Origin of the sequence: Streptomyces sp. NPDC016845 (genome assembly GCF_044332585.1) — a bacterium.
In the GTDB taxonomy this organism is placed as follows: Bacteria; Actinomycetota; Actinomycetes; order Streptomycetales; family Streptomycetaceae; genus Streptomyces.
Genome location: NZ_JBIRPI010000022.1, coordinates 12,756 through 38,603, shown reverse-complemented (window position 1 = coordinate 38,603; position 25,848 = coordinate 12,756). Strand labels below are relative to the sequence as shown.

Annotated in this window: 23 protein-coding genes, 1 tRNA gene and 1 riboswitch; of the genes, 15 read left to right on the top strand and 9 right to left on the bottom strand. The window is 73.0% G+C overall.

Features of this window, described 5'->3' with window-relative positions; genetic code table 11:
- Position 1: 1 nt before the first annotated feature.
- Genes ACH4RC_RS34160 through ACH4RC_RS34135 form a run of 6 tightly spaced genes read left to right on the top strand, consistent with a single transcriptional unit; the run spans position 2 to position 6,756 of the window.
- Positions 2 to 1,372, top strand: coding sequence for an O-antigen ligase family protein (locus ACH4RC_RS34160; RefSeq protein ID WP_398207800.1), 1,371 nt, complete (start codon positions 2 to 4; stop codon positions 1,370 to 1,372).
- A complete protein-coding gene (gene murJ / locus ACH4RC_RS34155; protein ID WP_398207798.1) occupies positions 1,369 to 3,021 on the top strand; it encodes a murein biosynthesis integral membrane protein MurJ in 1,653 nt (550 codons plus the stop codon). The genes ACH4RC_RS34160 and murJ overlap by 4 nt, the downstream gene beginning before the upstream one ends.
- Entirely contained in the window at positions 3,011 to 3,793 is a 783-nt protein-coding gene (locus ACH4RC_RS34150; RefSeq protein ID WP_398207796.1) for a polysaccharide deacetylase family protein, read from the top strand. Before murJ ends, ACH4RC_RS34150 begins: the two co-directional genes overlap by 11 nt.
- Positions 3,790 to 4,923, top strand: a complete 1,134-nt coding sequence (locus ACH4RC_RS34145) for a glycosyltransferase (protein WP_398207794.1) — start codon at positions 3,790 to 3,792, stop codon at positions 4,921 to 4,923. The genes ACH4RC_RS34150 and ACH4RC_RS34145 overlap by 4 nt, the downstream gene beginning before the upstream one ends.
- Positions 4,924 to 4,930: 7 nt before the next feature.
- The gene (locus ACH4RC_RS34140) at positions 4,931 to 5,593 is read left to right on the top strand and encodes a lipopolysaccharide biosynthesis protein (RefSeq protein WP_398207792.1); all 663 of its coding nucleotides are present in this window, start codon (positions 4,931 to 4,933) and stop codon (positions 5,591 to 5,593) included.
- Entirely contained in the window at positions 5,593 to 6,756 is a 1,164-nt protein-coding gene (locus ACH4RC_RS34135) for a GNAT family N-acetyltransferase (RefSeq protein ID WP_398207790.1), read from the top strand. The genes ACH4RC_RS34140 and ACH4RC_RS34135 overlap by 1 nt, the downstream gene beginning before the upstream one ends.
- Positions 6,757 to 6,769: 13 nt before the next feature.
- Here the strand turns inward: ACH4RC_RS34135 and ACH4RC_RS34130 are convergent, their stop codons facing one another.
- Entirely contained in the window at positions 6,770 to 8,095 is a 1,326-nt protein-coding gene (locus ACH4RC_RS34130; RefSeq protein WP_398207789.1) for a glycoside hydrolase family 26 protein, read from the bottom strand.
- A gap of 152 nt (positions 8,096 to 8,247) precedes the next feature.
- Here ACH4RC_RS34130 and ACH4RC_RS34125 point away from each other — a divergent pair, with 152 nt between their 5' ends.
- Both ACH4RC_RS34125 and ACH4RC_RS34120 read left to right on the top strand, forming a co-directional pair.
- On the top strand, positions 8,248 to 9,519 hold the full coding sequence (locus ACH4RC_RS34125) for an ATP-grasp domain-containing protein (RefSeq protein ID WP_398207787.1): 1,272 nt from the start codon (positions 8,248 to 8,250) through the stop codon (positions 9,517 to 9,519).
- Positions 9,519 to 10,781, top strand: a complete 1,263-nt coding sequence (locus ACH4RC_RS34120; protein WP_398207786.1) for an NAD(P)-binding domain-containing protein — start codon at positions 9,519 to 9,521, stop codon at positions 10,779 to 10,781. The genes ACH4RC_RS34125 and ACH4RC_RS34120 overlap by 1 nt, the downstream gene beginning before the upstream one ends.
- A 167-nt stretch (positions 10,782 to 10,948) precedes the next feature.
- On the opposite strand, the gene ACH4RC_RS34115 is transcribed toward ACH4RC_RS34120, so the two are convergent.
- From ACH4RC_RS34115 to ACH4RC_RS34105, 3 genes are all read right to left on the bottom strand, one after another.
- Positions 10,949 to 11,473, bottom strand: a complete 525-nt coding sequence (locus ACH4RC_RS34115; RefSeq protein ID WP_398207784.1) for a chaplin family protein — start codon at positions 11,471 to 11,473, stop codon at positions 10,949 to 10,951.
- Between the two features lie 115 nt (positions 11,474 to 11,588).
- Entirely contained in the window at positions 11,589 to 11,822 is a 234-nt protein-coding gene (locus ACH4RC_RS34110; protein ID WP_398207782.1) for a chaplin, read from the bottom strand.
- A gap of 173 nt (positions 11,823 to 11,995) precedes the next feature.
- Positions 11,996 to 12,406 carry a rodlin gene (locus ACH4RC_RS34105; protein ID WP_398207780.1) on the bottom strand — a complete coding sequence of 137 codons (411 nt, stop codon included), beginning with the start codon at positions 12,404 to 12,406 and terminating at the stop codon, positions 11,996 to 11,998.
- A 208-nt stretch (positions 12,407 to 12,614) separates the two neighbouring features.
- On the opposite strand from ACH4RC_RS34105, the gene ACH4RC_RS34100 reads away from it, so the two are divergent.
- The gene (locus ACH4RC_RS34100) at positions 12,615 to 13,025 is read left to right on the top strand and encodes a rodlin (protein WP_398207778.1); all 411 of its coding nucleotides are present in this window, start codon (positions 12,615 to 12,617) and stop codon (positions 13,023 to 13,025) included.
- Positions 13,026 to 13,187: 162 nt separating this feature from the next.
- Positions 13,188 to 13,595, top strand: a complete 408-nt coding sequence (locus tag ACH4RC_RS34095; RefSeq protein ID WP_398207946.1) for a rodlin — start codon at positions 13,188 to 13,190, stop codon at positions 13,593 to 13,595.
- Between the two features lie 68 nt (positions 13,596 to 13,663).
- On the opposite strand, the gene ACH4RC_RS34090 is transcribed toward ACH4RC_RS34095, so the two are convergent.
- Positions 13,664 to 13,951 (bottom strand): hypothetical protein, encoded by a 288-nt coding sequence (locus ACH4RC_RS34090; RefSeq protein WP_394432723.1) that lies wholly within the window; start codon positions 13,949 to 13,951, stop codon positions 13,664 to 13,666.
- An 85-nt stretch (positions 13,952 to 14,036) separates the two neighbouring features.
- Between ACH4RC_RS34090 and ACH4RC_RS34085 the strand changes: the two genes are divergently transcribed.
- The 4 genes from ACH4RC_RS34085 to ACH4RC_RS34070 all read left to right on the top strand — a co-directional run bounded on the left by ACH4RC_RS34085 (position 14,037) and on the right by ACH4RC_RS34070 (position 17,776).
- A tRNA-Met gene (locus tag ACH4RC_RS34085) sits at positions 14,037 to 14,110 on the top strand.
- 183 nt (positions 14,111 to 14,293) lie between these two features.
- Positions 14,294 to 15,394 carry a PP2C family protein-serine/threonine phosphatase gene (locus tag ACH4RC_RS34080; RefSeq protein WP_398207777.1) on the top strand — a complete coding sequence of 367 codons (1,101 nt, stop codon included), beginning with the start codon at positions 14,294 to 14,296 and terminating at the stop codon, positions 15,392 to 15,394.
- A 166-nt stretch (positions 15,395 to 15,560) separates the two neighbouring features.
- Positions 15,561 to 15,719, top strand: a riboswitch (cyclic di-AMP (ydaO/yuaA leader).
- Between the two features lie 11 nt (positions 15,720 to 15,730).
- A complete protein-coding gene (locus ACH4RC_RS34075) occupies positions 15,731 to 16,774 on the top strand; it encodes a M23 family metallopeptidase (RefSeq protein ID WP_398207775.1) in 1,044 nt (347 codons plus the stop codon).
- Between the two features lie 48 nt (positions 16,775 to 16,822).
- A complete protein-coding gene (locus tag ACH4RC_RS34070; RefSeq protein WP_398207773.1) occupies positions 16,823 to 17,776 on the top strand; it encodes an aldo/keto reductase in 954 nt (317 codons plus the stop codon).
- 7 nt (positions 17,777 to 17,783) lie between these two features.
- On the opposite strand, the gene ACH4RC_RS34065 is transcribed toward ACH4RC_RS34070, so the two are convergent.
- The 4 genes from ACH4RC_RS34065 to ACH4RC_RS34050 form a co-directional block, all read right to left on the bottom strand.
- Positions 17,784 to 19,088, bottom strand: a complete 1,305-nt coding sequence (locus ACH4RC_RS34065) for a PrsW family intramembrane metalloprotease (protein WP_398207772.1) — start codon at positions 19,086 to 19,088, stop codon at positions 17,784 to 17,786.
- A gap of 47 nt (positions 19,089 to 19,135) precedes the next feature.
- Positions 19,136 to 19,909, bottom strand: a complete 774-nt coding sequence (gene trmB, locus ACH4RC_RS34060) for a tRNA (guanosine(46)-N7)-methyltransferase TrmB (RefSeq protein ID WP_398207770.1) — start codon at positions 19,907 to 19,909, stop codon at positions 19,136 to 19,138.
- A 286-nt stretch (positions 19,910 to 20,195) separates the two neighbouring features.
- Positions 20,196 to 21,404: an L-2-hydroxyglutarate oxidase gene (gene lhgO, locus ACH4RC_RS34055; protein WP_398207768.1), complete on the bottom strand. Its 1,209-nt coding sequence runs from the start codon at positions 21,402 to 21,404 to the stop codon at positions 20,196 to 20,198.
- A gap of 110 nt (positions 21,405 to 21,514) precedes the next feature.
- Positions 21,515 to 22,936 carry an MFS transporter gene (locus tag ACH4RC_RS34050; RefSeq protein ID WP_398207767.1) on the bottom strand — a complete coding sequence of 474 codons (1,422 nt, stop codon included), beginning with the start codon at positions 22,934 to 22,936 and terminating at the stop codon, positions 21,515 to 21,517.
- Between the two features lie 604 nt (positions 22,937 to 23,540).
- Here ACH4RC_RS34050 and ACH4RC_RS34045 point away from each other — a divergent pair.
- On the top strand, positions 23,541 to 25,640 hold the full coding sequence (locus tag ACH4RC_RS34045) for an asparagine synthase-related protein (RefSeq protein WP_398207765.1): 2,100 nt from the start codon (positions 23,541 to 23,543) through the stop codon (positions 25,638 to 25,640).
- Positions 25,641 to 25,848 lie beyond the last annotated feature (208 nt).

Here is a 25,848-nt window from a genome sequence, read left to right as displayed (position 1 = left end):
AGTGACCGCAGCACCCGCCCTCACCGGCGCGCGCACCACCTGGACCGCGGCGCCGCTGCCGCGGGCCGTGCGCCGGGCGGGCCCCGTCCTCCCCCTCCTGCCCCTCCTGTCCCTGATCGCCATGCTGGCCCTCCCGCTCGGCCCCGGCGGCCAGGACGGGGGCGGCGGCCTCACCCCGGCCGACGCGGTCTCCGGGCTCGTGGTGGCCGTCTGCGCCGTGCGGGCGGTGCGCGGCGGACAGCGCCCGCTGACCCGGACCGCGTACGTGGTCCTCGCTCTGCCCGTACCGGCGATCGCGGTGGCCGCCCTCGGCGCGGGCTCGGCGTCGGACTCCCTGCAAGGGATGGTGCGGTACTGCCAGATCTTCGTCCTCGTCCCGGCCGCCGTCCTGCTGCTCGTCCGGGACCGCCGCGACTTCCGCCTCGTCGGCTGGGCGCTTGTCGCGCTCGGCCTGTACCAGGGGACGATCGGCGTCTATCAGTACCTGACGGGGACCGGCGCCTCGTACGCCGGGGAGGACGTGCGGGCCGTCGGCACGTTCGGGGCCACCGATGTGATGGGCATGTCGACCGTGGTCGCGTACGGGCTGATCTGCGCCGTCGCGCTCGCCCTCGGTGACGGCACCCGGCGCGTCCGGCTCACCGCCCTGGCCTGCGCGCTCGGGCTGCTCGTCCCGCTCGCGCTCTCCTTCAGCCGGGGCGCCTGGATCGCCACGGCGGTCGCCGTCCTCCTGCAGATCGTGCTCGCCGGTGTGCGGCGCGCGGCCCGGCTGCTCCTGGTCGGAGCCGCCGCGGCGGTCGTCCTGGTCGGCGGGTTCGGCGTCGGGACGTCCATGCTCCAGGAGCGGCTGAGCAGCATCACGCAGGTCACGGCCGCCCCCGACCAGTCCGTGACGGACCGGTACACGCTGTGGGCGGCGGCGGCCGACATGTGGCGCGAGCACCCCGCGACCGGCGTCGGGCTCAAGGACTTCCCCGCCCACCGCGACGGCCACGCCTCGATCGCGCTGTCCGCGGGGAGCGATGTCGCGGGCGCGGGCGCCGCCTTCCACCGGCAGCCGCTCCTCTCCCCGCACAACATGTACCTCCTGGTCCTCAGCGAACAGGGGCTGCTCGGGGTGTGCGCCTTCGTGGGCGCCTGGGCCGCGCTCCTCGTCCGCGGCCTGCGACGGCTCGGCGCCGCCCACCGCACGGGGCGCGGCCTCGACTGCGCGCTGCTCGCGTGCGCGCTGCTCACCTGGCAGCTCATCGACTTCGCGTACGCGGACATCGGCGGGCCCTCGACCGTACTTACTGCCGTGGTGTTCGGCCTGGTCGCCTGGTGGGCCCTGGCCCCGGCCGCGCTCGACGCCGAGCCGGGGGCCGGGCGATGACGGCCGGCCCACCCGTCGACGGGGACGAGACCGTACGGCCGTCCACCGTGCCGGCCCAGCAGGCGCCTGCCCTCAAGACGGCCCACGAGTCCACGTCCAACAGCTTCCTCGCCCGCGCCGCCCTGCTCACCGCCGTGCTCTCCGCCGCCGGATCGCTGCTCGGCCTCGGCCGGGACCAGGCGCTCGCCCACCTCTTCGGGGCGGGCAGCGAGACGGACGCCTTCCTGGTGGCGTGGACGGTGCCCGAGGTGGCGACGACGCTGCTGATCGAGGACGGCCTCGCGTTCATGCTCGTCCCCGCCTTCAGCGCCGCGATCGCGGCTCGCTCGGCCGCACCGGAGCTGACCCACGACCCGGTGCGGGCCCTGGTCGCGGGCTCGCTGCCCCGGCTCACCCTCGCCTTCCTGGCCTCCGCCGTGCTGCTGATGATCGCCGCGCCCCAGCTCGTCACCCTGCTCGCGCCGGGCCTGCCCGACCCGCGACTGGCCGTCGACTGCACCCGGCTCACCGCGACCTGCCTGCTCACCTTCGGGCTCACCGGGTACTGCAGCGCGGCCCTGCGCGCCCACAGCAGCTACCTCGCACCGGCCGCGATCTACGTCGCGTACAACACCGGGATCATCGCCACACTGGTGCTGCTCGCCGACCGGTGGGGGGTGCGCGCCGCCGCCGCGGGCGTGGCCGTGGGCGGTTGTCTGATGGTGCTCGTGCAGGCGCCGGTGGTGCGCCGCAGGCTCCGGGGCGAGGCCCCGGCCGACCGCGCGGCCGACGGCAAGGCGGCCAAGCGGCAGTCCATGAACATGGCGCTGATCGCGACCGTCCTGCTGTTCGCGCTCTGCCGCCAGTCGCAGGTCTTCGTCGAGCGCTTCCTCGCCTCGTCGCTGCCGTCCGGCGCCATCTCGCACCTAAACTACGCGCAGAAGGTCGCGCAGTTGCCGATGGCGCTGTCCCTGATGCTGTGCACCGTCACCTTCCCGGTCGTGGCCAAGGCGCTGGCGCGTGGTGACACCGAACGGGCCCGCGACCGGGTGGAGCGCGACGTCGCGCTCGCCGCCTGCATCGTCCTGTGCGGCGCGGCCCTCGTCTTCGCCTGCGCCCCGCAGATCATCGAACTCCTCTTCCAGCGCGGCGCCTTCACCGGCCGGGACACCGCCGCCACCGCGTCGATCATGCGCGTCTACTCGCTCGGGCTGCTCGGACACTGCCTCGTCGGCGCCCTGGTCCGCTCCTACTTCTCCGCCGGGCTGCCCACCTGGTACCCGGTCGCCACGATGGCCGCGGGCATGGTCCTCACCGCGGGGACGGGCACCTGGGCCGTCGCGTTCTGGGGCGTCGGGGGCATCGCCGCCGCCAACGCGCTCGGCATCACCTTCACCGCCGTACTGCTCCTTGCCGGAATGGACGGGCGCAGCGTCCCCGTACGCCTCTCCGTGGTGCTGCCCGAGCTCGCCAAGACGCTGCTCGCCGCCGTGGCCGCCACCGGCGCGGGCCTCGCGGCGGCGCTGCCGTTCGCGCACCCTCTGGCCGGTCTCGGCGTGGCCGCACCGGCCATCGCGGCCGTCTTCCTCTTCTCCCTGTGGGCCCTCAACGTCCGGGCCTTTCTGCCCGCCGTCCGCATCGCGACCAGAAAGCTCCGCAATGTCAGCTGAAACAGCGGTCCAGGAGTTCCCCGGGCCCGCCGCGCGAGGCCGGCCGTCAGGGCCGTCCCCGTGGGTGGCGATGTACCACTCCGTGGACGACTGCCCCGACGACCCCTACAACGTCACCGTCACGCCCGAACGGCTCGGCCGGCAACTCGGCTGGCTGCGCGCCCGCGGCCTGCGCGGCGTGAGCGTCGCCGAACTCCTCGACGCACGCGCGCGTGGAGCCGGTCGCGGCCTGGTCGCCCTCACCTTCGACGACGGCTACGGCGACTTCGTCGACAACGCCCTCCCGCTCCTGCGCCACCACGGCTGCACGGCGACCGTCTTCGTCCTGCCCGGCAGGGTCGGCGGCGACAACGCCTGGGACGCCGAGGGCCCCCGCAAACCGCTCCTCACCGCCCAGGGCATCCGTACGGCCGCCGCGGCGGGCATGGAGATCGGCTCGCACGGCCTGATGCACGTCGACCTCACGCGCGTGGGCGAGCACGAACTCCGCGCCGAGGTCGAGGACAGCAAGGCGCGCGTCGAGGAGCTGACCGGCCGCGAGGCGCGGGGCTTCTGCTACCCGTACGGCCACGTGGACCAGCGGACCGTCCGGGCCGTGCGCGACGCGGGCTACCGCTACGGCTGCGCCATCTCCCCGGGCCCGCTCACCGGCCTGCACGCCATGCCGCGCGTTTACGTCGGCCAGCGGGACACGCCCTTGCGGCTCGAACTGAAGCGCCGCCTGCACCGGGTGCGAAGACGGGAGTGGCAGCCAGGGGAGGACGCGCGGTGAAGGTCCTCCACGTCATCACGGGCCTCGGAGCGGGCGGCGCCGAGCAGCAACTACGCCTGTTGTTGCGCCACTTTCCGCCGGGCCACGACGTCGTGACCCTGACCAACCCCGGGCAGGTCGCCGAAGGGCTGGTCCGCGACGGCGTACGCGTCACCGACCTCGGCATGGCCGGCAACAGGGACGGCCGCGCGCTGCCCCGCCTTGCGCGCATCGTCCGCGGCGGCCGCTACGACCTCGTCCACACGCACCTCTACCGGGCCTGCCTGTACGGGCGGGTGGCGGCGCGGCTCGCCGGTGTACGGGCCGTCGTCGCCACCGAGCACTCGCTCGGCGACGCGCAGATCGAGGGGCGCCCGCTCACGCGCGGGGTCCGCGCCCTCTACCTGGCGGGGGAGCGCCTCGGCCGCGCCACCATCGCGGTCTCCCCGGCCGTCGCCGAGCGGCTGCGCGGCTGGGGCGTCGCCGCGCACCGCGTGCACACCGTCCCGAACGGCGTGGACGTGGCCCGGTTCGCCTTCGACGAGGCGGCCCGCGCCAGGGCGCGGAAGGCGCTCGGACTGCCCGCGGACGCCTTCGTCGTCGGCGGTGTCGGACGCCTGGTGCCCGGCAAACGGTTCGACGTCCTGGTCACCGCCTTGCGCGACCTCCCGGCGGACGTGCGCCTCCTGCTGGTCGGCACAGGACCCGAGGAAGCGGCCCTGCGCCGCGCCGCACAGCAGGCGCACGTCCTCGACCGGGTCGTCTTCGCCGGGGAGCGCCCGCACACGGCCGAGGGCGCGCACGCCGTGGACCTGCCCGCGCTGCTCTCGGCGATGGACGCGCTCGCCTCCCCGTCGGCCGACGAGGCCTTCGGCCTCGCGGTCGTGGAGGCGCTCGCCGCCGGACTGCCCGTCCTCTACGTCGCCTGCCCGGCCGTCGACGACCTGCCCGCGGACCTGACCGGCGGCGCGGTCCGCATCCCGTGCCAGGCCGCCCCGTTCGCGCGCGAGATCCGAGAACTCAGCACAGCACGACAAGCCCGCGACCGGCCGCCGTCGCGGGCCGCCCTGCAGTACGACATCGCCCGCAGCGCAGCCCGCCACCTAGAGGTGTACGCGGCGGCCATGGGCGCCCCGAACCCCCAGGAGTGAGTACGCGATGACCGAAGCCGCCCAGGAGAGGGCCACCGCCCCCAGGCCGCTGGCCGCCCGCATCGGCACCCGCACGAGGAGCGCGCCGCACTGGTGGCCCCTGCCCGCGGCCCTTCTGCTCGGCGCGCTCGTCGGCGGGGTGTACGGCGCGGCGAGCACCCCCGAGTACACGGCGACCAGTTACGTGATCGCCGTGCCGACCTCGCAGACCGACCCCACATCGGCGGCGGGCTTCGCCCAGGCCTACAGCCGGGTCGCCACACAGGTCGCGGTGTTGAGCGACGCGCAGGTCGCAGCGGGCGTCCCGGTCGAGACACTGCGATCGGGCATCCGCGCGGAGACGTCGCCGGACGCGCCCATGGTCGCGATCTCCGCCTCGTCGCAGAAGCCGGACACCGCGATGGAGATGGCCAACGCCGTCGCCCGCGCGCTGACCGCCAACGCCGCCCACGTGAAGAAGGACACCCACGTGGAGCTTCTGCGCTTCACGCGCGCGGTGCGGCCGGCCGAGCCCTCCTCGCCCTCCACAGGCCTGACGACCCTGGTCGGCGCCTGCGCGGGCGGCCTGCTCGGCGGCCTGGCGCTGCTGCTCCGCCCCCGGCGGGAGGCGACGCACGCGACGCCGACCGTGCCCGCGCCCGCCGCGGCCGCACAGCGGGGCGGTGCCTGATGGCGAGCCTCGGACCCGCCCCGGCCGTCCTGACGCGGCCGGACCCCGTCGCGCCCGCCCCGGCCGTCACTGTCTGCACGGACTCCGCCGAGTTCGGGCGGCTGCGCGAGGAGTGGAACCGCCTGCACCGCGCGTGTGCGGCCGCGACCCCGTTCCAGAGCCACGCCTGGCTGCACTCCTGGTGGCTCTCCTACGGCCGCCCCGGGCGGCTGCGCGTCGTGCTCGTACGCCAGGAGGGCCGCCTCGTGGCGGCGGCGCCACTCATGCTGCGCCCGCTGCCCTTCCCCACGCTGACGCCGCTCGGCACGGAGATCTCCGACTTCAGCGACGTTCTCGTCGAGGACGCCCCGGCGGCCTCGCCGTCGCGGGCGGTCGACGCGCTCCGTGCCGGGCTGTGGCGCCTCGCCCGGACCGCAGTCGTCGACTTCCGCGAGGTGCGCCCCGGGAGCACGGTGGAGGCCCTTTACGCCCGCTGGCCGGGTCCGCGCCGCCGCCTCGACGACTCGCCGTGCCTCGAACTGCCCGCCCTGCCCATGGATGAGCTGGTGGGGCGGCTGCCGCGGCCCCGCGCCCAGCGCGCCCGCGCCAAGCTCCGCAAGCTGGACGCGCTGGGCATCGAGCGCCGTGTCGTGCCGGCCGCCGACGTGGACGAGTCCGTACGCCGCCTCCTCGACCTGCACCGGCTCCAATGGCAGGACCGCAAGGTGACCACGGAGCACGTCAGGCCGCGCTTCGCCGAGCACCTCACGCGCGCGGTGGCCCAGATGGCGCGCACGGGCGACGCCGTCGTCACCGAGTTCACTCTCGACGGCTCGGTGGTCGCCGCCGATCTGACGTTCCTGTCCCCGCGTCTCGCGGGCGGCTACCTCTACGGCGCCCACCCGCAGCTCAGGGAACGCAAGGTCGACGTCGCCACGATGCTGCTCCGCTCCTGCGCGGAACATCTGCAAGGCGGCTCGCGGGACAGCGTCCTGAGCCTGTTGCGCGGCACCGAGCCCTACAAGCTGCACTGGCGCCCCGAGCATCGCGTCAACCAGCGCTACCTCCTCGCCCGCCACGCCACCGCCCCGCTGATCGGCGCGGTCCTCGCCGACGTGCGGGCCCGCTCCTGGGCGAAGCGGGCCCGCACGGCGTGGAAGGAGCGCGGTGCGGGCCCCGGCTAGAGCGGGCGCCGCCTCAGGGCCGGTGCACCCAGTCCCTGAGCCGCACGCACACCTTGCCGCCGATCCAGCGCTCCACCCACTGACCGAGATCGACGGTCGAACACTTCGGCGGCTGAGCGGGCTGAGCGGGCTGAGCGGGTTGTGCCGGCTGCGTGGGCTGCGCGGGCGTGGCCGCCTTGTCGCGTCCGGTCAGCATGGACCGGTAGACCTTCGCCGCCCTCGGGTTCTGCCGGCACTGCCACACGCCGTGCGGGCAGTAGTCGGTGAGCGTGTTGTAGAGCGCCTTGTGCTCGTCCATCCAGGCGAGCATGCGCCGCATGTACTCCGCGTTGTCCCCGTTGCGGAACAGCCCCCACTCCGGGTACGAGACCGGCTTGCCGTGCTCCTTGGCGAAGTCGACGTGCTTCCGCAGCCCGTACGGCTCGGACACCTGCTGTTCGAAGGGGAGCCCCTCGGGCTGGTCGTACGCGTCCATGCCGATGATGTCGACCACGTCGTCACCGGGGTAGCAGTCGGTCCACGGCACGGCGTCCCGGCCCCGGCTCGGTGTGAAGTCGAAGCGGAACTCCTGCCCCGGCACGGACCGCATCGCCGTCACGATCCGCGTCCAGTACTTCTTCCACGCCTCGGGGTCGGGCCCGCACCGGTGCGTGTAGGTGATGCCGTTCATCTCCCAGCCGAGCACGAGGACGGTGTCCGGCACCTTCAGCTCGACCAGGCGCTTGGCCAGGGTGCGGAAGTGCTCGTCGAAGTCGCCCGCGGCCCCCTTGTGCAGCAGGCCGCGTACCTCCGCGTCCGGCACCCGGCCCTCGTTGCGCTCCAGCATCGGTACGTTCAGTACGAAGAGCCGGTCATCGCGGTAGCGACGCCACTTGGCCCAACTGTCGAGGAACGTCGGGGCGCCCTCGATGTTGCTCCACCTGTCACCGGGAAGATAGGTGTGCCCCACGCGCAGGTCGGCGCCGCCGAGCCAGTCCGACAGCCGTGTCATCCGCGTCACCCCGCGCGGCCCGAAGTCCAGGTAGGCCCCGAACGAGGGGAACCTGGCCGCCTCCACTTCCGGGAGCGGACTCGGGGACGCGGCCGGCGGAGTGGCGGACGGTGTCGGTGTCGGGATCGGTGCCGGTGTTCCGGTCGGCGTCGGTGTCAGGGTCGGCGTCGGTGTTCCGGTCGGCGTCGGGTCGGGCACGTTCGCGGCGGCCGGGATCCGTTCGGCGCGCGGCGTCGCGTCCGCGTACTCGATGGACACGGAGCCGCCCGCGACCACCGCCGAGACCAGGGCCCCCACCGCGATCAGCGTCAGGCGTCCGCGTTTCCCGCTCCGGCGTTCTAAGACCATCTCTGCTCCTCGTCCCGCGCTCGCACCATTCCTGACACTCAGTCACACGAACGGTCGCGGCGCCAATCGTGGAACAGCCGATGGCCGCCCTCTCACCCGCACGGGTCAGTCCCTCCTGGTCCGCCTCCTAGTTCCTCGAAAGGAACCGACACATGCTCGATCCCTGTGTCCCGGTCGTGCTGCTGCGGATCGACCCCAACCCGTTCCACCACGGGACGCTGGGGGCGGTCCGCTCCCTGGGACGCTGCGGGGTGGAGGTCCATGTGGCGGCCGCGCCGGACGGCTCTCCCGTGACCCGTTCGCGCTACGTCACCCGGACGCACCCCGCGCCGCGCCCGGGGGCGCCGCTGCACGAGATCGCCGCCGGACTGCGCCGGACGGCGGCACGGGTCGGCAGGCCCGCGGTGCTCATCCCGGTGGACGACGCGGGGGCCATCGCGGTGAGCCGGCTGCGCGAACCGCTGACCGAGTCGTTCCTCCTGCCAGAGCAGCCCGAACACCTGGCCGAGTACGTCGCCGACAAGGCGCGCCTGCCCGAACTCTGCCGCGCCGTCGGCATCGACCACCCCCGCACCCTGCTGCCGCGCGACGCCCACGACGCCTACACCGCGGCCGAGGACCTCGGCACCCCCGTCGTCGCGAAGTGGAGCCACCCCTGGCTCCTCCCACGCGACGCGGGCCTGCGCAGCACCTGCCTCCTCCGCTCGCCCGAGGAAGCGATGCGCCTCTACGAGAAGGGCGCGGCCACCGGCGCCGAACTGCTGCTGCAGCAGTACCTGCCCGCACGCCCGGGCGGCGACTGGTTCTTCCACGGCTACGCCGACCGGCACGGCGCCCTGCACGGCGGCGGCGCCGGGACCAAGCAGCGGGCCTGGCCGCGCGGCGCGGGCCTCACCGCGGCCGGCCGCTGGGCCCCCGCCCCGGAGCTGCGGACAACCGTCCGGCAGCTCATCGACGCGCTCGGCTACCGGGGCATCTTCGACATCGACTTCCGGGTGGACGCCACGACCGGCAGTCACTACCTGCTGGACTTCAACCCCCGGCCAGGAGCGCAGTTCCGGCTCTTCGCGGACGGCACGGGCCTGGACGTCGTACGCGCCCAGTACCTCGACCTCACCCACCAGCCGCTGCCCGCGGGGCGCGCCCTGCCGGGCCGCACCTTCGTCGTCGAGAACTACGCGCCGCTGACCGCGCTCCGCGCCCTGCTGCACCCGTCCGCCGCCCCGGAGTTCGCCTGGCACGCCCAGGACGACCCCGCGCCCACGCGCGCCATGGCGGCCGCCTGGTCCCGGCACGTGGCAGCGCGGCTGCTGCGCCGGGCGCGGCCCGCCCCCGTCGGCGTGCCCGCCCAGGCGTCGGGCGACCCGACCGAATCCGCGACCGCCGCCCCGGCCGCGACGGCTGAACGAAAGGCAAGCTGCTGATGCACGACCTGATGGTGGTGGGCGCAGGCCCCTACGGCCTGTCCATCGCCGCACACGCGCAGGCGCGCGGACTCGACACCCGGGTCCTCGGCCGCCCGATGGCGTCCTGGCGCGACCACATGCCCCACGGCATGTTCCTCAAGTCGGAGCCCTGGGCGTCCCACCTCTCCGCGCCGGGCGGCCGGTTCGGGCTCGACCGGTACTGCGCCGGCGTCGGCGTCACCGCCGAGCACGGCCGCCCGCTCCCCGTACGGACGTTCGCGGACTACGGCCTGTGGTTCGCGCGCGAGGCCGTGTCGCAGCTGGACGAGCGGATGGCCGAGAGCATCGACGCGGCGCCCGACGGCTTCGACCTGCGCACCCGGGACGGAGAAGTCCTGCGCGCCCGCGCGGTCGCCCTGGCCACCGGACTGCTCCCGTACACGCACCTTCCGGAAGCGCTGCGGAAGCTGTCGGACGAGCACGTGTCGCACAGCAGCCACCACAGTGACCTGAGCCGCTTCCGCGACGCGGACGTCACCGTGGTCGGCGGGGGCCAGGCCGCCCTGGAGATCGCCGCGCTCCTCGCCGAGCAGGGAACCCGGGTACGGATCGTCGCGCGCGCCGCCGGGCTCGCCTGGAACACGGTTCCGCCGCCCTGGGTACGCCCCTGGCGCCAGAGCCTGCGCGCCCCGCACAGCGGCCTCGGCAGCGGCTGGCGCAACTGGTTCTACTCGGAGCGGCCCGGCGCCTTCCGGCGGCTGCCCGAGCGCACCCGGGCCGCCGTCGCGGAGACGGCGCTCGGCCCGGCGGGCGCCTGGTGGGTCAGGGACCGCGTCGACGCGGCCGGCATCGACCTCCGCATGGGCCGCACCATCGTGGACGCCCTCCCGTCGGCGGGCCGGCTGCGGCTGCGCACGGTCGGTACGTCACAGGGCCTGGAGGACTTCGAGACCGATCACGTCATCGCGGCGACCGGGTTCCGGGCGACCTGCGCGCGGATGACGGTCCTCACGCCCCGGGTCCGCCACATGCTGGCACCGAGCCCCGCCCACACCCCGCGCGTCGGCCGGGGCTTCGCCTCCGCCTACCCGGGGCTCTTCCTCGCGGGCCTGGTCACGACCCCCGACTACGGTCCCGCGATGCGGTTCGTGCACGGGGCGACGTACACGGCGCCCGCCCTGGTCGCCGGGGTCGAGCGGTACCTGGCGCGGCAGTCGGGCCGGGGCCGCGCATATGCCGCCTACGGCCCCATTGGGGTGAAATGCCTGGCAAACGGGTGAACCGGTGCATCCAAGGCGCCGGTTCGGTGGTCGACTGTCGGCTGTCATGAGATGGGCCGCGCTGCCTCCCTCCCAGCCGTCGGCGTCACGCCGTTGGTAGGCAGCGTTCACCGCGGCCTCCTCTGTGGGCCGGGAAGAGCGCCGAGGCTGCTCTTCCCGGCCCGGCCTCACCGCCGCAGCGCGCCCGTCCGGGTCCTGCGGTAGAGGACCGCGCCGCCGAGCACGAGCGCGGCCCCGGCCCCCGCGGCGGCCGGCAGGTTCTCCCCGGCCCCCGACTCGGCGAGCCGCTCCCCGTCCGCCCGCGCGCGTACCGCCGTCTCCGGCGCATCCTCGCGTACGTCTTCGGCGGCGGGCGGAACCGACCGCGGCTGGGACGGCGGCGCGCCCGGAGCCTCCCGCGGCTCACGGGGCGGCTCGTCCGGCCGCTGCTGTTCATGCTCCCGCGCGTTTTGGGGAGGGGACGGCAGGCTCGGCTTCGCCCCATTGCCGCAGCGGTCACCCGTCGCCGGGTTCAGCCCACCGACCGCGTCGACGGAATTGCCGCACGCGTTGGCGCCGATGGTGACGGGAATCGACACCGAATTGCCCGACAGCACACCGGGAGAACCGCTCGCTCGTCCCTGATCGCCCGACAGGGCGAGGGCGCCCGTCGCCGGCACGGACAGAATGCCGGTCGCCGCGACGACCGTCACGGCCCCGATTCTCAGTGCCTGCCTCACTGTTCTTCCTTTCCCGCTTCAATTCGAAGCCGACCCCGGTGCCGGAAGGCACCGGGGTCGGCCGGGAGAAACACCGCGCGGTCGCGCGTCAGTCGTTGGCGCAGGGGTTGCCGAAAGCGGGGTTCAGCAGACCGATGACGTCGACGGTGTTGCCGCAGAGGTTGACCGGGATGTGGATGGGGGCCTGCACGTTGTTGCCCGAGAGCACACCCGGGGAGTTCACGGCCGCACCCTGCGCACCGGCGTCGGCGAATGCCGGGGCCGCGATACCGAAGGCCATGACGGCACCGGCCGCGATCGTGACGCTCTTCTTGAGAGACATGCTTTTCTCCTTCTTACCGAGGAAAATTCTTGGGACTCCGCAAAGCAAACGAGCCGGCACCGGCTGAGGAAACTGTGCCGACCGGGCGACGAAGCGGACCGACGCCCGGTAAAAAGGCCCGAACCGCCCGCGGTCGAACGATGCGGGCGGCCCGGACCGGGTGCGCAGCTGAATCAGTTGTTCTGCGTGCCGTTGGAGGAGAGAACCGGGATGTCGTCGAGGACGTGCGACAGCGGCTCGTCGCCCTTCGCCTGCGTCGAGTTCTCGACACACTGCTGGTTCTGCGGGGCCGACAGGATCGGGATGTCCTGGATGCCGACGTTGACCAGACCCACGATGTTCTGGATGTTGGCCTTGACCGGCAGGCCGACACAGGGCTTGTTCAGGGAACCCTGGACCAGGCTGAGCTGCGGGCTCATGTCGCCGTCGGTCGAGGAGTTGCCGAATGCCTGCTGCGCGCCGTTGCCGCTGGCCGAGGTGGTGCCGTTGTCGTCGCCGTTCGCGAGCGCCTGGGGCGCGGCCGCCGCGGAGATGCCGACTACGGACACGGCGACTGCAGCTGCAGCCATTGCCTTCTTGAGCATTTTTTCTGTTCCTTTTCTGACAGGCACCGGTTACTGCGAAAAGAACAACTCCCCGGGAACGCGATGGTTCCGCAGATTCACCCGTTGTGCCGAGAGTCTGATTATCCGCATGGCGTGCGGTTCCCCGTCCGAGTGAATTCGGGCAACCAAACCGGCTCGCGCGTAGTTGATACGGATGCTCTCGGAAACAACTGAAGGGGAATCTCTCATGATGAAGAAGGCTGTGGCGGCTGCCGCCGTCACCGCGTCTCTCGTCGGCATCTCCGCGGCGGCCGCGCCCCAGGCGCTGGCGAACGGGGACGACAGCCCGACGACCTCGTTCAGCGGCAATGGCGCGTCGCAGGCGTTCGGCAACTCGGCCACGTACGGCAACATGAGCCCGCAGATGGCGCTCATCCAGGGTTCCCTGAACAAGCCCTGCATCGGCCTGCCCGCCAAGGCGAACATCCAGAACATCGTGGGCCTCGTCAACGTCGGCATCCAGGACATCCCGATCCTGTCGGCCCCGCAGAACCAGCAGTGTGTCGAGAACTCGACGCAGGCGAAGGGCGACGAGCCGCTGTCGCACATCCTGAACGACATCCCGGTTCTCTCCTCCAACGGCACCGGTAACAACTGATCCGTACGCCGCACGCGTTGGGCCGCCACAATCGGCGGCCCAACTTTGTTTTACCGGGGCGCATGACTAACCCGAATGGGTCAGGGTTCGCAACCGTAGTAATTCTGGCCAGTTGTCTAACCGTGACTCCGTCAACGGAGTTCGGTCATGAAGGGAATTCACATGAAGAAGCTGTGGGCAGCCGCAACGATCGCCGCCTCCGTCGCCGGCCTGTCGGCGGTGGCCGCTCCCCAGGCTCTGGCCAGTGGTGACGACAACGGCACCAACTCCGCCAGCGGCAACGGGGCTCAGGACGCGTTCGGCAACTCCTCCGCCGACGGGGACCAGAGTCCGCAGCTCACCCTGGTGCAGGGCACGCTGAACAAGCTCTGTGTCGGCCTGCCGGTCAAGGCGAACGTCCAGAACATCGTGGGTCTGGTCAACGTCGGAGTCCAGGACATCCCGGTCCTGTCGGCGCCGCAGAACCAGCAGTGTGCGGAGAACGCCACGCAGGCCAAGCAGGACGAGCCGCTGTCGCACATCCTGGACGACATCTCGGCGCTGTCCGCCAACGGCACGGGGAACAGCTGACACACCTGAGGGGCAGCTGCTGAGCGCAGCTGCCCCTCTCGTGTGTCCGGATACCTCGCCGGGAGCCGTTACGCCCCGAGCAGGCCGGTGACCGGCGCCACCAGGTCCGTCAGCTGGTGCAGCTCGCTCAGCTTGTTCAGCTGGTTGAGGCCCTGGAGCTGTTCGGCGGTGCGGGGCACCTCGTCACGGTGCGCGGCCGGGATGGCCATGGTGGTGACCGCGTCAAGCGTGGCGGTCGGGGAGATCATGTTGCCCGCCGCGTTGGGCGTGGTGTCGGCCTGCGCCGCCGGGGCCACGATCGCGGTGGCGCCGACAGCGAGCAGGACAGCGGTGAGGGCTCGTCGTGTTGAGGTCATGTCCTCTTAACGCCACTCGGGAGGCGCCGGACACGGGCGCGATTGGCATTCATCGTCCCTGATGGCGTAGTGTTGTGTTCACCGACGCGGGGTGGAGCAGCTCGGTAGCTCGCTGGGCTCATAACCCAGAGGTCGCAGGTTCAAATCCTGTCCCCGCTACTGAAGGCCGAGGCCGGAATCTTCCAAGATTCCGGCCTCGTTCCGTTTTCGGCGCGCCTGCGCGGCCCTTCCCGCATTCCCGCCCTGACCCGGACGGAGCAGTACCGGTCGCCCCCCGGCCTCCTCCCCGGGAACCCTTTGGTGAGACGCCGGACAGCGGGCGCGGACGGCAGGAGACACGTGGTGGGGCAGCGAGGAGGGCGGCACAGGCATCCGGCGGACGCCCCCGGCACGCCCTTCTTCCTGCGGATCCTGCCCCTGCTGCTGATCATCGGCGGCGCGGTCTACGAGTACTGCACGCCGTCCGGGTTCGCCGGCTCGCCCCTCTTCAGCGCGGCGCCGCTGGTCGCCGCCCCGTTCTTCTCGCTGGGCAGCACCATCGCCGCCGGAGTCGCCTCGATCGCCGCCATCGTCGCCGTACACCTCAGATACGAGCTGTTCCACAGCGGCGTCTACACCGAGATGGCGACCGTCGCCACCGTCTGCCTCCTGGCCTGTTTCATCAACCGGATCAAGCGCCGCAGCGACGAGGAGCTGGCCTCCGCGCGGCAGATCGCGGCGGCGGCCCAGTTCGCGGTGTTGCCGCGCCCGGCCGGACGGATCGGGGGTCTCGCCATCGCGGCCCGCTACGAGGCGGCGCAGGCCGACGCGTTCATCGGCGGCGACCTGTACGCGGTGCAGGACACTCCGCACGGCGTACGGATGGTCGTGGGCGACGTACGCGGCAAGGGCATGGGCGCGGTCGCCGCCGTCGCCGTCGTCATCGGGGCGTTCCGGGAGGCCGCCGAGCAGGAGGACAGCCTGGAGGCGGTCGCCCAGCGCCTGGAGCGGGCGCTGGCCCGGGAGGGGTCGCGGCGGCGCGGCATCGACGACTTCGAGGGGTTCACCACCGCCGTGCTCGCCGAGATCCCGCACGGCGGCGATCTCCTGCGCATCCTCAACCGCGGCCACCCCGAGCCGGTCGTGCTGCACGGCGACGGCCGGGTCCGGGTGATCAGCCCCGCCGAGGCGGCGCTCCCGCTCGGCCTCGGCGAGCTCGGCTCCTGGCCGGACCGGGCGACCGAGGCGGAGTTCCCGCCCGCGGCGACGCTGCTGCTCTACACGGACGGGCTCTCCGAGGCGCGGGACGCGAAGGGCATCTTCTACGACCCCGCGGCCCGGCTCACCGGACGCGTTTTCCCGGGGCCCGACGAGCTTCTCGCGACGCTGGCCGACGAGGTGCGTCTGCACACCGGGGGAGGGGCCAGCGACGACATGGCGCTGCTGGCCGTCCGCCGTCCTTGATCGACGTCACCAGGGGTGACCGAACGGCGTCGCTCCGCATAACAATTGACACTAGGTCAGAAACTGTGAGGTTTAACGGGGCAGGAACGGCTTGGAATTACTGTCCGCTGTCTATTAACGTTCGATAACGCAGCGCGGTCGTCCCAGCCGTCACAAGCGACGGCTCCGTGCGCACGCGCCTAATCCCGCAAGGGAGCCGGGGAACCACCAACTTGGGGTGAATCAGGCATCGTTCCGACGCTTTCCGGGCGCCGGACCGTGCTCGTAGGAGACCTTCCTGCTCCGAACCCGTCAGCTAACCCGGTAGGCGAGAAGGAAGGAAAGGAGAGCGCCCCCGTGGCGTCGAACCGTCCTGCCCCCGAACTCTCCGGGTACCCCGCCCAGCCGGCCGACGACGGCGGCTTCGGTGCCCCGCGCACGAGCTTCGACGAGTGGAACCCCACCGAGGAGTCCGTCCGCCCCGTCCGCGGCAAGCACCGCGTGGCCCGCCAGCGCGGCGGCCTCGCGCGCAGCTCCACGGTCCTCGGCGTCGGCGTGATCGCCGCCGTCGGCGCGGGCGGCATCGCCACCGCGCAGGGCGGCAAGCCCGCCGTCCAGATATCCCTGCCCGACCTCTCCGCGGTCACGGACTCGCTGCCGGAGGCCACGTCGCTGCCCGGCGTGGGCGCGCTCATGGCCGACGACCCCGCCCCCTCCGCCGACACCGCCGAGACCGCCCCGCTCACCGCCATGAGCGGCGGGCAGGCGGACGCCGGTGAGGCGCTGCGCACCCGCATCATGCAGCAGGCCGAGACGCAGCAGGACGCCGCCGACGCCAAGGCGCAGGCCGCCGCCGAGGAGGCCGCGGCGAAGAAGGCCGCCGAGGAGGCCGCCGCGAAGCGGGAGAAGGCCGAGGCCAAGGCCGCCGCCGACAAGAAGAAGGCGGAGGAGGAGGCCAAGAAGAAGGCCGAGGCCGAGCGCCTCGCCAAGCTGGCCAGGAGCTTCAAGCTCCCCGTCGCCTCCTACACGCTCACCGGAACGTTCGGGCAGCCCGGCTCCATGTGGTCCTCCGGCTACCACACGGGCCTGGACTTCGCCGCCTCCACCGGTACGCCGATCTACGCCATCCACGGCGGCACCATCACCGAGGCCGGCTGGGCGGGCGCGTACGGCTACCGCACGATCCTCACCCTCGACGACGGCACCGAGCTGTGGTTCTGCCACCAGTCCTCGATGAACGTCAGCGTCGGCCAGCAGGTCTCGACCGGCGACGTCATCGGCCGCGTCGGCGCCACCGGCAACGTCACCGGAGCCCACCTCCACCTGGAGGTCCACCCCGGCGGGGACGCGACCGGCGTCGACCCGGCGGCCTGGCTGCGCGGCAAGGGCCTGGCACTCTGACGGCCGTATGACCGAACACTCGCTTCCGCGGGGGCGTTGAATGACCACATGACTTCTTCTCCCCTGCGCAAGCTCGGCTCCTGCGACCTGGAGGTCTTCCCGCTCGCCCTCGGCGGCAACGTCTTCGGCTGGACCGCCGACGAGGCCACCTCCTTCGATGTGCTCGACGCCTACACCGCCGCCGGCGGCAACTTCCTCGACACGGCCGACTCGTACTCGGCCTGGGTCGAGGGCAACCACGGCGGCGAGTCGGAGACGATCATCGGCAAGTGGCTCAAGGCCCGGGGCAGCCGCGACGATGTCGTCATCGCCACCAAGGTCGCCCGCCACCCCGACTTCAAGGGCCTGCGCGGCGCCAACATCAAGGCCGCCGCCGACGCCTCCCTCGGCCGCCTCGGCACCGACCACATCGACCTGTACTACACGCACTTCGACGACGACGAGACCATCCCCGTCGAGGAGATCATCGGCGCGCTCGACGAGCTGGTGAAGGCCGGCAAGGTGCGCGAGATCGCCGTCTCCAACATCTCGCCCGACCGCCTCCAGGAGTCCCTCGACTTCTCCGAGCGCGAGGGCCTCGCCCGCTACGTCGCCATCCAGCCGCACTACAACCTCGTCTCCCGCGACACCTACGAGGGCCGCCGCCGGGACATCGCCTCGCGCGCGGGGCTCGCGGCCGTCCCGTACTACGCGCTCGCCTCCGGCTTCCTGACCGGCAAGTACCGGCCCGGCGTCAGCGTGGACAGCCGGCGCGCGGGCGGCGCCGCCAAGCACCTGGAGACCGAGCGCGGCCAGAAGGTCCTCACCGCCCTCGACGAGATCGCGCAGGCGCGCGGCGCCGAGATCGCCACCGTCGCCCTGGCCTGGCTCGCCGCGCAGCCCACCGTGACCGCGCCGATCGCGTCCGCACGCACGGTCGAGCAGCTGCCCGCGCTCCTCGCGGTGGCGGACCTGACCCTCACGGACGAAGAGGTCGGCCGCCTCACGGACGCCTCCGCCTGAGAACCGCTCAGTAGCGGTACGGGGGATACGCGGCGCCGGGTGCCATCGGCGCCGCGTACACCGGCGGGCGCCACATGGGAGCGGCTATCTGCGAGGCGTACGCCAGCGCCGCGCGCGCGTAGCCGCGCCGCTCCCACAGCGCGTCGAGCAGCTCCCGCTCCCGTACGGCGAAGTCGGCGCCCGCCCCGCCCTTGCGGGCGCGGTGGCGCAGGAGCGCGAGCGAGGTCGCGTACGCCTCGTACTCGGTGACCGCGCGCTCCGCCTCCTTGCCGCCGTAGTGCGCGGCGAACTCTCTGGCCAGGCCGCGCGCCTTGAGTGAGCCGAGGGCGAAGGGCTCGGGCGGGGCCAGCCACCCCGCGCCCACGCAGAGCGTGAGTTCGGTCCGCACGGTGCGCAGTTCGCGGTGGCGCAGATAGATCGCGAGCCACGTGACGAGGCCGAACACCGGAACCATGAAAGCCGCGTACACAGCGAAGAAGCCGTACTCGCCGAAGGACGACGAGCCGTTCCAGAAGGCGTGCATGGCCATCGCGACGAGCAGCCCGGCGAGCGGCATCAGGATGCGGCGGACCTTGCCGCGCTCGGGCGCGCGGACGGCGGCGATCCCGAAGCCGATGCCGGTGAGCACGGTGAAGAGCGGATGCGCGAAGGGCGACATCACGACGCGGACGAAGAAGGTGGCTGCCGTCACCGAGCTGAGACCCGGGCCGGTGCCGGTGAGCTGGTCGGTGCCGAAGGCGTTGCCCAGGTAGAGGATGTTCTCGGTGAAGGCGAAGCCGGTCGCGGTGACCCCGGCGATGACGACGCCGTCGACGACACCGGTGAAGTCCCGTCTGCGGAAGAGGAAGACGAGCAGCACGGCGGCGGCTTTGGCGCTCTCCTCGACGACGGGGGCTATGACGGTGGCACCGAGGGTGTCGGCGCCGGTCGGGTCGGCGGTGGCGGTCTCTATCCACCGGGTCGCGAAACTGTTGGCGACGATCGCTATCAGGGCCGCCGCGCAGGCGCCCCAGGCGAAGGAGAAGACCAGGTTGCGCCAGGGTCCCGGCTGCACCCGGTCGAGCCAGCGGAACGCGGCTATCAGCAGCGGTACGGGCACCAGGGCCAGGCCGAGCCCGACCAGGAACCCCTCCGTGCCGGTCTGCTCGCGGACGAGCGCCGCGATGACGGCGCCGGACACCGCGAGCAGTGTGGCCAGTGCGGTGGCCCGTACACCTTTCCGCTCCCACCAGCGCGGATGCGGGACCGCGCCGTGCGGCCGGGGGCCGGGGGCGTGGTCCTGGTGCGGCGGACTACTGGGGTACGAGGCCACTCATTGACCCTAACGAGGGATGCGCGGCGCCGCGACGGGGCCGGGCCCTAGCGCCGCCTGAACAGCAGGTCGTGCACCACGTGCCCCTTCTTCAGGCCCTGACCCTCGAAACGGGTCAGCGGCCGGAAGCCGGGCCGTGGCGCGTACCCGCCGTCCGGCTGCGTGTTCTCGTAGTCGGGATGGGCGGTGAGCACCTCGAGCATCTGCTCGGCGTACTCCTCCCAGTCCGTCGCGCAGTGCACGAGCGCGCCGGGCTTGAGCGGGGCCGCGACCTGGGTGAGGAACTCCGGCTGGATGAGGCGCCGCTTGTTGTGGCGCTTCTTCGGCCAGGGGTCGGGGAAGAAGACGCGCAGTCCGTCGAGGCTGTCGTCGGGGAGCATCGCGCGCAGCAGGATGATCGCGTCGCCGTTGGCCACCCGTACGTTCGTCATGCCGCCGCGGTCGGCGAGGCCGAGCAGATTTCCCTGGCCCGGGGTGTGGACGTCGACGGCGAGGATGCCGGTCGTCGGGTCGTCCGCGGCCATCTGCGCCGTGGCCTCGCCCATGCCGAAGCCGATCTCCAGGACGACGCGGTCGACCCCGGGGAACATCTCCGCCAGGTCGAGCACCCGCTGCCCGTCGATGTCGAGGCCCCACTTCGGCCACAGCCGCTGCAACGCCTCGGCCTGCCCGGTCGTGACCCGGCTGCGGCGCGGCTGGAAGCTGCGGATGCGCCGCTCGAAGTGCGACCCGGCGGGGTCGGGCTTGGGCCCGTCCGGGAACCGCGGCTCGTTCGGGCGCGCGGGCGGGGCGGGGTTCTGGGGGCTCTCGGACTCAGACACAGTGGGGCGATTTTACGTGTTCCGCGGCCACCGGCGGCCCCGCCCGGGATACCCCTGACGGGCGTGCGAACACGGTCCGGCATGCCTGCGGCTCGCGGGGGCCGTACGAGGGCGTCCCGCGAGCCGCCAGGGAACCGTACGGAAGCGGGAGATCACCGCGCCAGGGGAACAGGGCCCCGGGCCGACATCGGGTCGGGCGCCCGGCCTGGTGAGAGGCAGGGCCAGGGGGTACGGTCAGGGGGTACGGCCAGCCTTCAAGATCAATGGCGGCTGGAGCTGGCAGACCCTAGGCGTCGGCCAGCGCGGCGAGCGCTCGCCGGGCCACCTCTCTGCCGATGGGCAGGGACGCGGTCGCGGCGGGCGACGGCGCGTTCAGCACATGGACCGTGCGGGCGCCCTCGCGTATCAGGAAGTCGTCGACGAGCGTGCCGTCCCGCAGCACCGCCTGCGCGCGCACCCCGGCGGGCGAGGCCACGAGATCGTCCGGAGTGACGGCGGGCACCAGGCGCCGCACCGCGTCGGTGAAGGCGCGCTTGGACGCCGAGCGCCGCAACTCGCCCGCCCCGTACCGCCAGTGGCGCCGCGCGATCCGCCATGAGCCGGGCCAGGCCAGCGTCTCCGCCAGCTCGCGGGGGCGGACCGTCGCCCAGTCGTAGCCCTCGCGGGCCAGCGCCGGCACCGCGTTCGGCCCGACGTGGACCGAGCCCTCGATGCCGCGCGTCAGATGCACCCCGAGGAAGGGGAACGCCGGGTCGGGCACCGGGTAGACGAGGCCGCGCACCAGCTCGGGTCTGGCCAGGTCGAAGTACTCGCCGCGGAACGGCACGATGCGCATCCCGGGATCGTCCCCGGTGAGGCGGGCGATCTGGTCGCACTGGAGCCCCGCGCAGTTCACCAGGACCTTGCCGCGCACGACGTCCCCGGCGGCGGTCCGCACAGCGACGCCCAGCTCGGGCCGCCGGTCGATCCGCACGATGTCCGCCCCGTACCGGATCTCGGCACCGGACGCCTCGGCGAGGTACCGCGCGACCGCGCGGTAGTCGGCGATCCCGGTGCTGGCGACGTGGATGGCGGCGAGGCCGCGCACCTCCGGCTCGTACTCCTGGATCTGGGCGGGGCCGAGCTCCCGCACCGCGATCCCGTTCTCCCGCCCTCGCTGGGCCAGGGCGTGCAGGCGCGGCAGCTCGTCCCGCCCGGTGGCGACGATGAGCTTTCCGGTGACCGCGTGCGCGATCCCGTACTCCGCGCAGAACTTGACCATCTCGGCGGCCCCGCGCACCGCGAAGCGCGCCTTGAGCGAGTCCGGCCGGTAGTAGATCCCGCTGTGGATCACGCCGCTGTTGCGCCCCGTCTGGTGCCGGGCCGGGCCCGCCTCCTTCTCCAGGACGACGACGCGCGTGCCCGGAGCGGCGCGGGTGACGGCATAGGCCGTGGCGAGCCCGACGATCCCGCCACCGACCACCAGCACATCCCCGTCATACGCGACCGCGCTCACCGGGCCTCACCTCCATGTCCTGCATCTTGCCCGACACCACTGACAATCCATGCGGGACTTACTGACAATCCATGCGGGACTTGGGGTCCGGGCCCCTGCGAGCGTCCGGATCACGCCGGTGCCATGAGCAGCGGACGGGCCCGCTCGCGCAGCTCGGCCACCCGCGGCTCGTCACCGTACGGCTCGAGGCGATGCAGCAGGTCCTTCACGTACTCGGTGGTCCGCGCGGAGGAGATCCGGCCCGCCACCTCCAGGGCGCGGGTGCCCTGCTCGCAGGCGGCGTCCAGGTTGCCCGACTCCAGTTCGGCGACGGCGGACACGACGAGGCGCAGTCCGTGCGAGCGCACGAACTCCTCGGTGGGCCGCGACAGCGCCTGTTCGGTGAACCTGCGGACCTGGCGCGGTGCCTTCAGGTCCCGGTAGCACTCGGCGGCGTCCGCGGCGAACCGGTCGTAGGAGTAGAAGCCCAGCCAGGAGGGGTCGCTGTCGCCCTCGCGCGAGCGCTCGAGCCACCCTTCGGCGGCCCGTAAGGCGGCGCCCGCCGCCTGCGCGTCACCCGCGCGTGCGTGCGCGCGTGCCTCGACGAGCCGGAAGAAGCTCATGGTGCGGGCGGTCGCGAGCCCCCGGTTGCGCTCGACGGCGGCCTGGGCGAGATCGACGCCCTCGTCCCCGAATCCGCGATAAGTGGCTTGAAGCGACATGGAGGCGAGTACGTAGCCACCGAGCGGCACATCAGCCGCCGCCCGCGCCAGCCGCAACGCCTGGATGTAGTACCGCTGCGCCGCCTCCTGCTGACCGGTGTCGAACGCCATCCACCCGGCGAGCCGCGTCAGTTCGGCCGACGCGCCGAACAAGGAGCGCCCCACGTCGTCGGAGTACGAGCCGAGGAGCAGCGGCGCCGCCTCGACCCGCAGGCACTCGGGGACCATCGACGAACGCCAGTCCCCGCCGCCGTACTTGGAGTCCCAGCGCCGCGCGTCCTGCGCGGCCTCCCGCAGCTTCACCACGTCACTGTGGCCCACCTTCTGCGGCGAGCCCTCCTCGCTGAGATGCGCCTCGCGCGCGACCGACGAGTCGGCCGGGGTTATCAGCCATCGCGACGCGGGCGTCGCGTAAGCGCTCACCGCGAAGGATCCGGCCAGGGACTGCCAGATGCCGCCGCTGCCCGCCCTGCGCCCGGCGAGGTCGAGCCGGTACAGCTCGGTGGCGGCCTTCACCGCCGCGCGTACGTCGCGCGGGAAGGCGAGGCCGACCTCGGGCGCGGGGTCGGCGTCGGCCAGACCGATCTCGTGCAGCGGCACGGGCCGGCCGAGCTTCTGCCCTATGGCGGCGGCGATGAGGTGCGGGGCGGCACCCTGCGGCACCATCCCCTTCGACACCCATCGCGCCACCGAGGTCTTGTCGTAGCGAAGGGTCAACCCGCGCTGCGCACCTAGGTCGTTGACGCGTCGCGCCAGTCCCGCGTTGCTGATTCCCGCGAGGGCGAGGACGGCGCCGAGCTTCTCGTTCGGTCCGCGTAGCTCCCTGGACATGCGCCACCCCTCGACACAGACGGCTGCCGCCGCAACACCTCGCCGGCCCTGTGGACTGGCATAACCGCGCGGCATTCGTACACCCAGCGTAGTTCGCCGAATCCCAAGCGTTAAGTGGCGCAGATCCGGATGGCGGGATTCTTGTTCGGACCGGAGGAGGGCGCACGCCACGCCCTGTGACCGTGTGCTCCGGTTGTGGCGCCGTGCGCCTGTGTGTGCGCTCTTACCCGTGCACAGGCGGAGCGCTTCGATGAGAACTGCGTGGGTCGGCCCGCTGTACTGGATCCAGTGGGCTGGGGGACACCGCCGCCTACATCCCCGCGGGCGGCGGACCGGTCCGGGAGGCGATGGGTGCCTCCCGGACCGTGCGTTGCGCGCTGTGGCCGAAGCGGGGTGTCCGGCTCCGGCCACCGGCAGCCGATTTGGCCGAAACCCGCCCCCGCATTCCTCCCCTTCCGTGGTGGTGCGGCGGTTCAACCACGGCTCGAAAGGGGCGCATTGGGGGGAGCGCACATCATGGCGCGCTCCCTACTTGCCCCCTCTGTCCCGCCTCCTTCGTGGCAGCATGTAGAGCCTTGGTTGTCCACAGCGCGTGGAGGCGGCGATGCGGTGGTTGGTGGGGTGGAGCAGTACCACCGCAGGGTCCGTTGCCTTCGAGTCCGCGGGAGCCTACGGAGCGGACGGCGAAACGGTACATCCGGTCGGCTCCCACCTCCTGTGGGGCGACCCGGATCCGCTCTGGGCGGTAGGCGACTGGCGCCCCGACGAAGTCCGCACGCTGAAGGTCGACGACCAGACGCGCATCGCCGTCCTCGGCGTGTGCGGAGCGACCGACGAACAACTCCGCCTCGGACTGCTCACCGCGCGCGGGGGCGCACTGCGCCACCTCACCAACTGGCCCGGCAGTTACACGGCTGTCGTCCAGGTCGGCCGCCGCGTCATGGTCATCGGCGACGTGGCGGGCGCCCGCCCCGTCTTCTACACGCCCTGGGCGGGCGGCACGGCCTACGCGACCGCCGCCCTGCCCCTCGCGGACCTCATCGAAGCTCACCTGGACGTCGGCCACCTCGCCGCGCTACTGGCCACCCCGGACGTCCCCGAGGCGCTCCAGGACTCGACACCGTACGAGGGCGTACGCCGCATCCCGCCCGGCCACGCGCTGATCCTGCGCGCCGGCGCCCGCGAGATCGCCGGCTACGAGGCCGTGGCGTCCCTCGCGGTGGGCGCGGCGCCCGTGGACCCGGACACGGCCGTGGCGGGCGTCAGGGACGCCCTGGTGGACGCGGTACGAGCCCGGCTCGCGGCGCCCCGTCACGTACCCGGCACCGACCTCGACCCCGGCCCGGTACCCGGCATGGGCCCGGCCGAACGCCGTGCCGCGCGCGGGATGCCCGTGCCCGGCATAGGAGCGGACCTCTCGGGCGGCCCGGCGTCCGGCACGCTGGCGCTCCTTGCGGCGGGGTTGCCCGGCATGCCCGGCACGGTCCTGGGCCACGGCACGGGGGCGGGCGAACGCCTCCTCGCGGTCACCTTCAACGACATCTCCTCGACGACGGCCACGCGCGAGGCGGAGCTGGAACGGGCGGGAGCGATCGCGGCCAACCCCCGCCTGCACCACGTTGTGGTGGCGGCGGGCGAAGAGGCGCTCCCCTACGCGGACCTGGACGGCCCGCTCACGGACGAACCCAGCGCCGTCCTCGTCGCGGCGGCCCGGCACCGCGCACGCCTCGCCTCCGGCAGCGCCGACCACTTCACGGGCTACGGGGCACGCCAGGTCCTGGACGCGCACCCGGCCCGCCTCACCGACCTCCTCATGGACCGGCGCCGCCGCCACATGGTCCGCCCCATGGCGGCGCTCACCAAGGCGGACGGCGGCTCGCTCGCGGTGCCCGCGCGCGTGTACGGGGCGGCCCGCAAGTTGGCCCGCACGCCGTACAAAGCGGGCCTCGCCCAGCTCGCGGACCGCCTGCTCCACCGCGGCTTCGACGAGCCGGGCGGCCCCGTCGGAGCGTCCCTCGCGGCGCTGAGCTGGGCCAGGCCGGGTCCCGCCGCGCGCTGGCTGACCGGTGAGGCGCTCGCTGAAGTATCGGTTCGCCTGCAGCTGGGGACGACGCGGCCCGGGACCAGCCCCGCGCAGCGCCCCGGCGAGTTCCGGGCCCGAGCGGCGCTGGCCCGCCACGCCGCGGATCTCCGCATCCTCGAACAGGCCGCGGAGATCCGCTTCCAGCGCCTGCACGCACCGTTCCTGGACAACCAGGTAGTACGCGCGAGCAGGCTCCTTCCGGAGGCTCTGCGCGTCCAGCCCGGGGCCCGGGCGTCCATCCTCCGTACGGTTCTGGAGGGGGCGGGGGTCGCGGACCTGCCGCCCGGCTGGGGGGCACCGTCGCACGCGTCCTCGGCGGCGGCGGCCCGCACGGGCCTGAGGGTGTCGGCGGACCGCCTGATAACCCTCTTCGACACGCCGCTCCTGGCCCAAACGGGACTGATCGAGGCCCGCACGGTCCGCAAGGCGCTCCGCGCGGCGGCGGACGGCGAACCTCTGCCCCTGGACGGCCTCGCCGATCTGGTCGGCCTGGAACTCTGGCTGCGCCGCCTGCTGTCGCGCCGCGGCACGTGCTGGACGGGCACGCCCGCGCGGGCCCGCGCGGTCCCCACAGGCAGCGTCGTCCCAGACCGCGCCCTGGGCGCCGGCCCGCTCCGCTAGACACCGGGGTACCCGTACGGGCCAGCTCGCATGGCGCCCCGGCGCTGAGCTGCCGCCCGTCCGGGGGAGGCAGACCGCCAAAGGCGGGACGGGTCCGCAGGCCCCAAAGGCAGGTAGACATGGCCGCGCCCGGCGACATGACGGGCCACCGGGTTGCACCCGCGTGTCGACGGGAGGGGACGTGTCGGGGTGCCCCCGCAGGACTCCG

Bases quoted from the DNA above. Each gene is read 5' to 3' on its own strand.
- murJ (WP_398207798.1), top strand. From the start codon at position 1,369: ATGACGGCCGGCCCACCCGTCGACGGGGACGAGACCGTACGGCCGTCC.
- ACH4RC_RS34150 (WP_398207796.1), top strand. From the start codon at position 3,011: ATGTCAGCTGAAACAGCGGTCCAGGAGTTCCCCGGGCCCGCCGCGCGA.
- ACH4RC_RS34140 (WP_398207792.1), top strand. From the start codon at position 4,931: ATGACCGAAGCCGCCCAGGAGAGGGCCACCGCCCCCAGGCCGCTGGCC.
- ACH4RC_RS34135 (WP_398207790.1), top strand. From the start codon at position 5,593: ATGGCGAGCCTCGGACCCGCCCCGGCCGTCCTGACGCGGCCGGACCCC.
- ACH4RC_RS34130 (WP_398207789.1), bottom strand. From the start codon at position 8,095: ATGGTCTTAGAACGCCGGAGCGGGAAACGCGGACGCCTGACGCTGATC.
- ACH4RC_RS34125 (WP_398207787.1), top strand. From the start codon at position 8,248: ATGCTCGATCCCTGTGTCCCGGTCGTGCTGCTGCGGATCGACCCCAAC.
- ACH4RC_RS34120 (WP_398207786.1), top strand. From the start codon at position 9,519: ATGCACGACCTGATGGTGGTGGGCGCAGGCCCCTACGGCCTGTCCATC.
- ACH4RC_RS34110 (WP_398207782.1), bottom strand. From the start codon at position 11,822: ATGTCTCTCAAGAAGAGCGTCACGATCGCGGCCGGTGCCGTCATGGCC.
- ACH4RC_RS34105 (WP_398207780.1), bottom strand. From the start codon at position 12,406: ATGCTCAAGAAGGCAATGGCTGCAGCTGCAGTCGCCGTGTCCGTAGTC.
- ACH4RC_RS34100 (WP_398207778.1), top strand. From the start codon at position 12,615: ATGATGAAGAAGGCTGTGGCGGCTGCCGCCGTCACCGCGTCTCTCGTC.
- ACH4RC_RS34095 (WP_398207946.1), top strand. From the start codon at position 13,188: ATGAAGAAGCTGTGGGCAGCCGCAACGATCGCCGCCTCCGTCGCCGGC.
- ACH4RC_RS34090 (WP_394432723.1), bottom strand. From the start codon at position 13,951: ATGACCTCAACACGACGAGCCCTCACCGCTGTCCTGCTCGCTGTCGGC.
- ACH4RC_RS34070 (WP_398207773.1), top strand. From the start codon at position 16,823: ATGACTTCTTCTCCCCTGCGCAAGCTCGGCTCCTGCGACCTGGAGGTC.
- ACH4RC_RS34050 (WP_398207767.1), bottom strand. From the start codon at position 22,936: ATGTCCAGGGAGCTACGCGGACCGAACGAGAAGCTCGGCGCCGTCCTC.
- ACH4RC_RS34045 (WP_398207765.1), top strand. From the start codon at position 23,541: ATGCGGTGGTTGGTGGGGTGGAGCAGTACCACCGCAGGGTCCGTTGCC.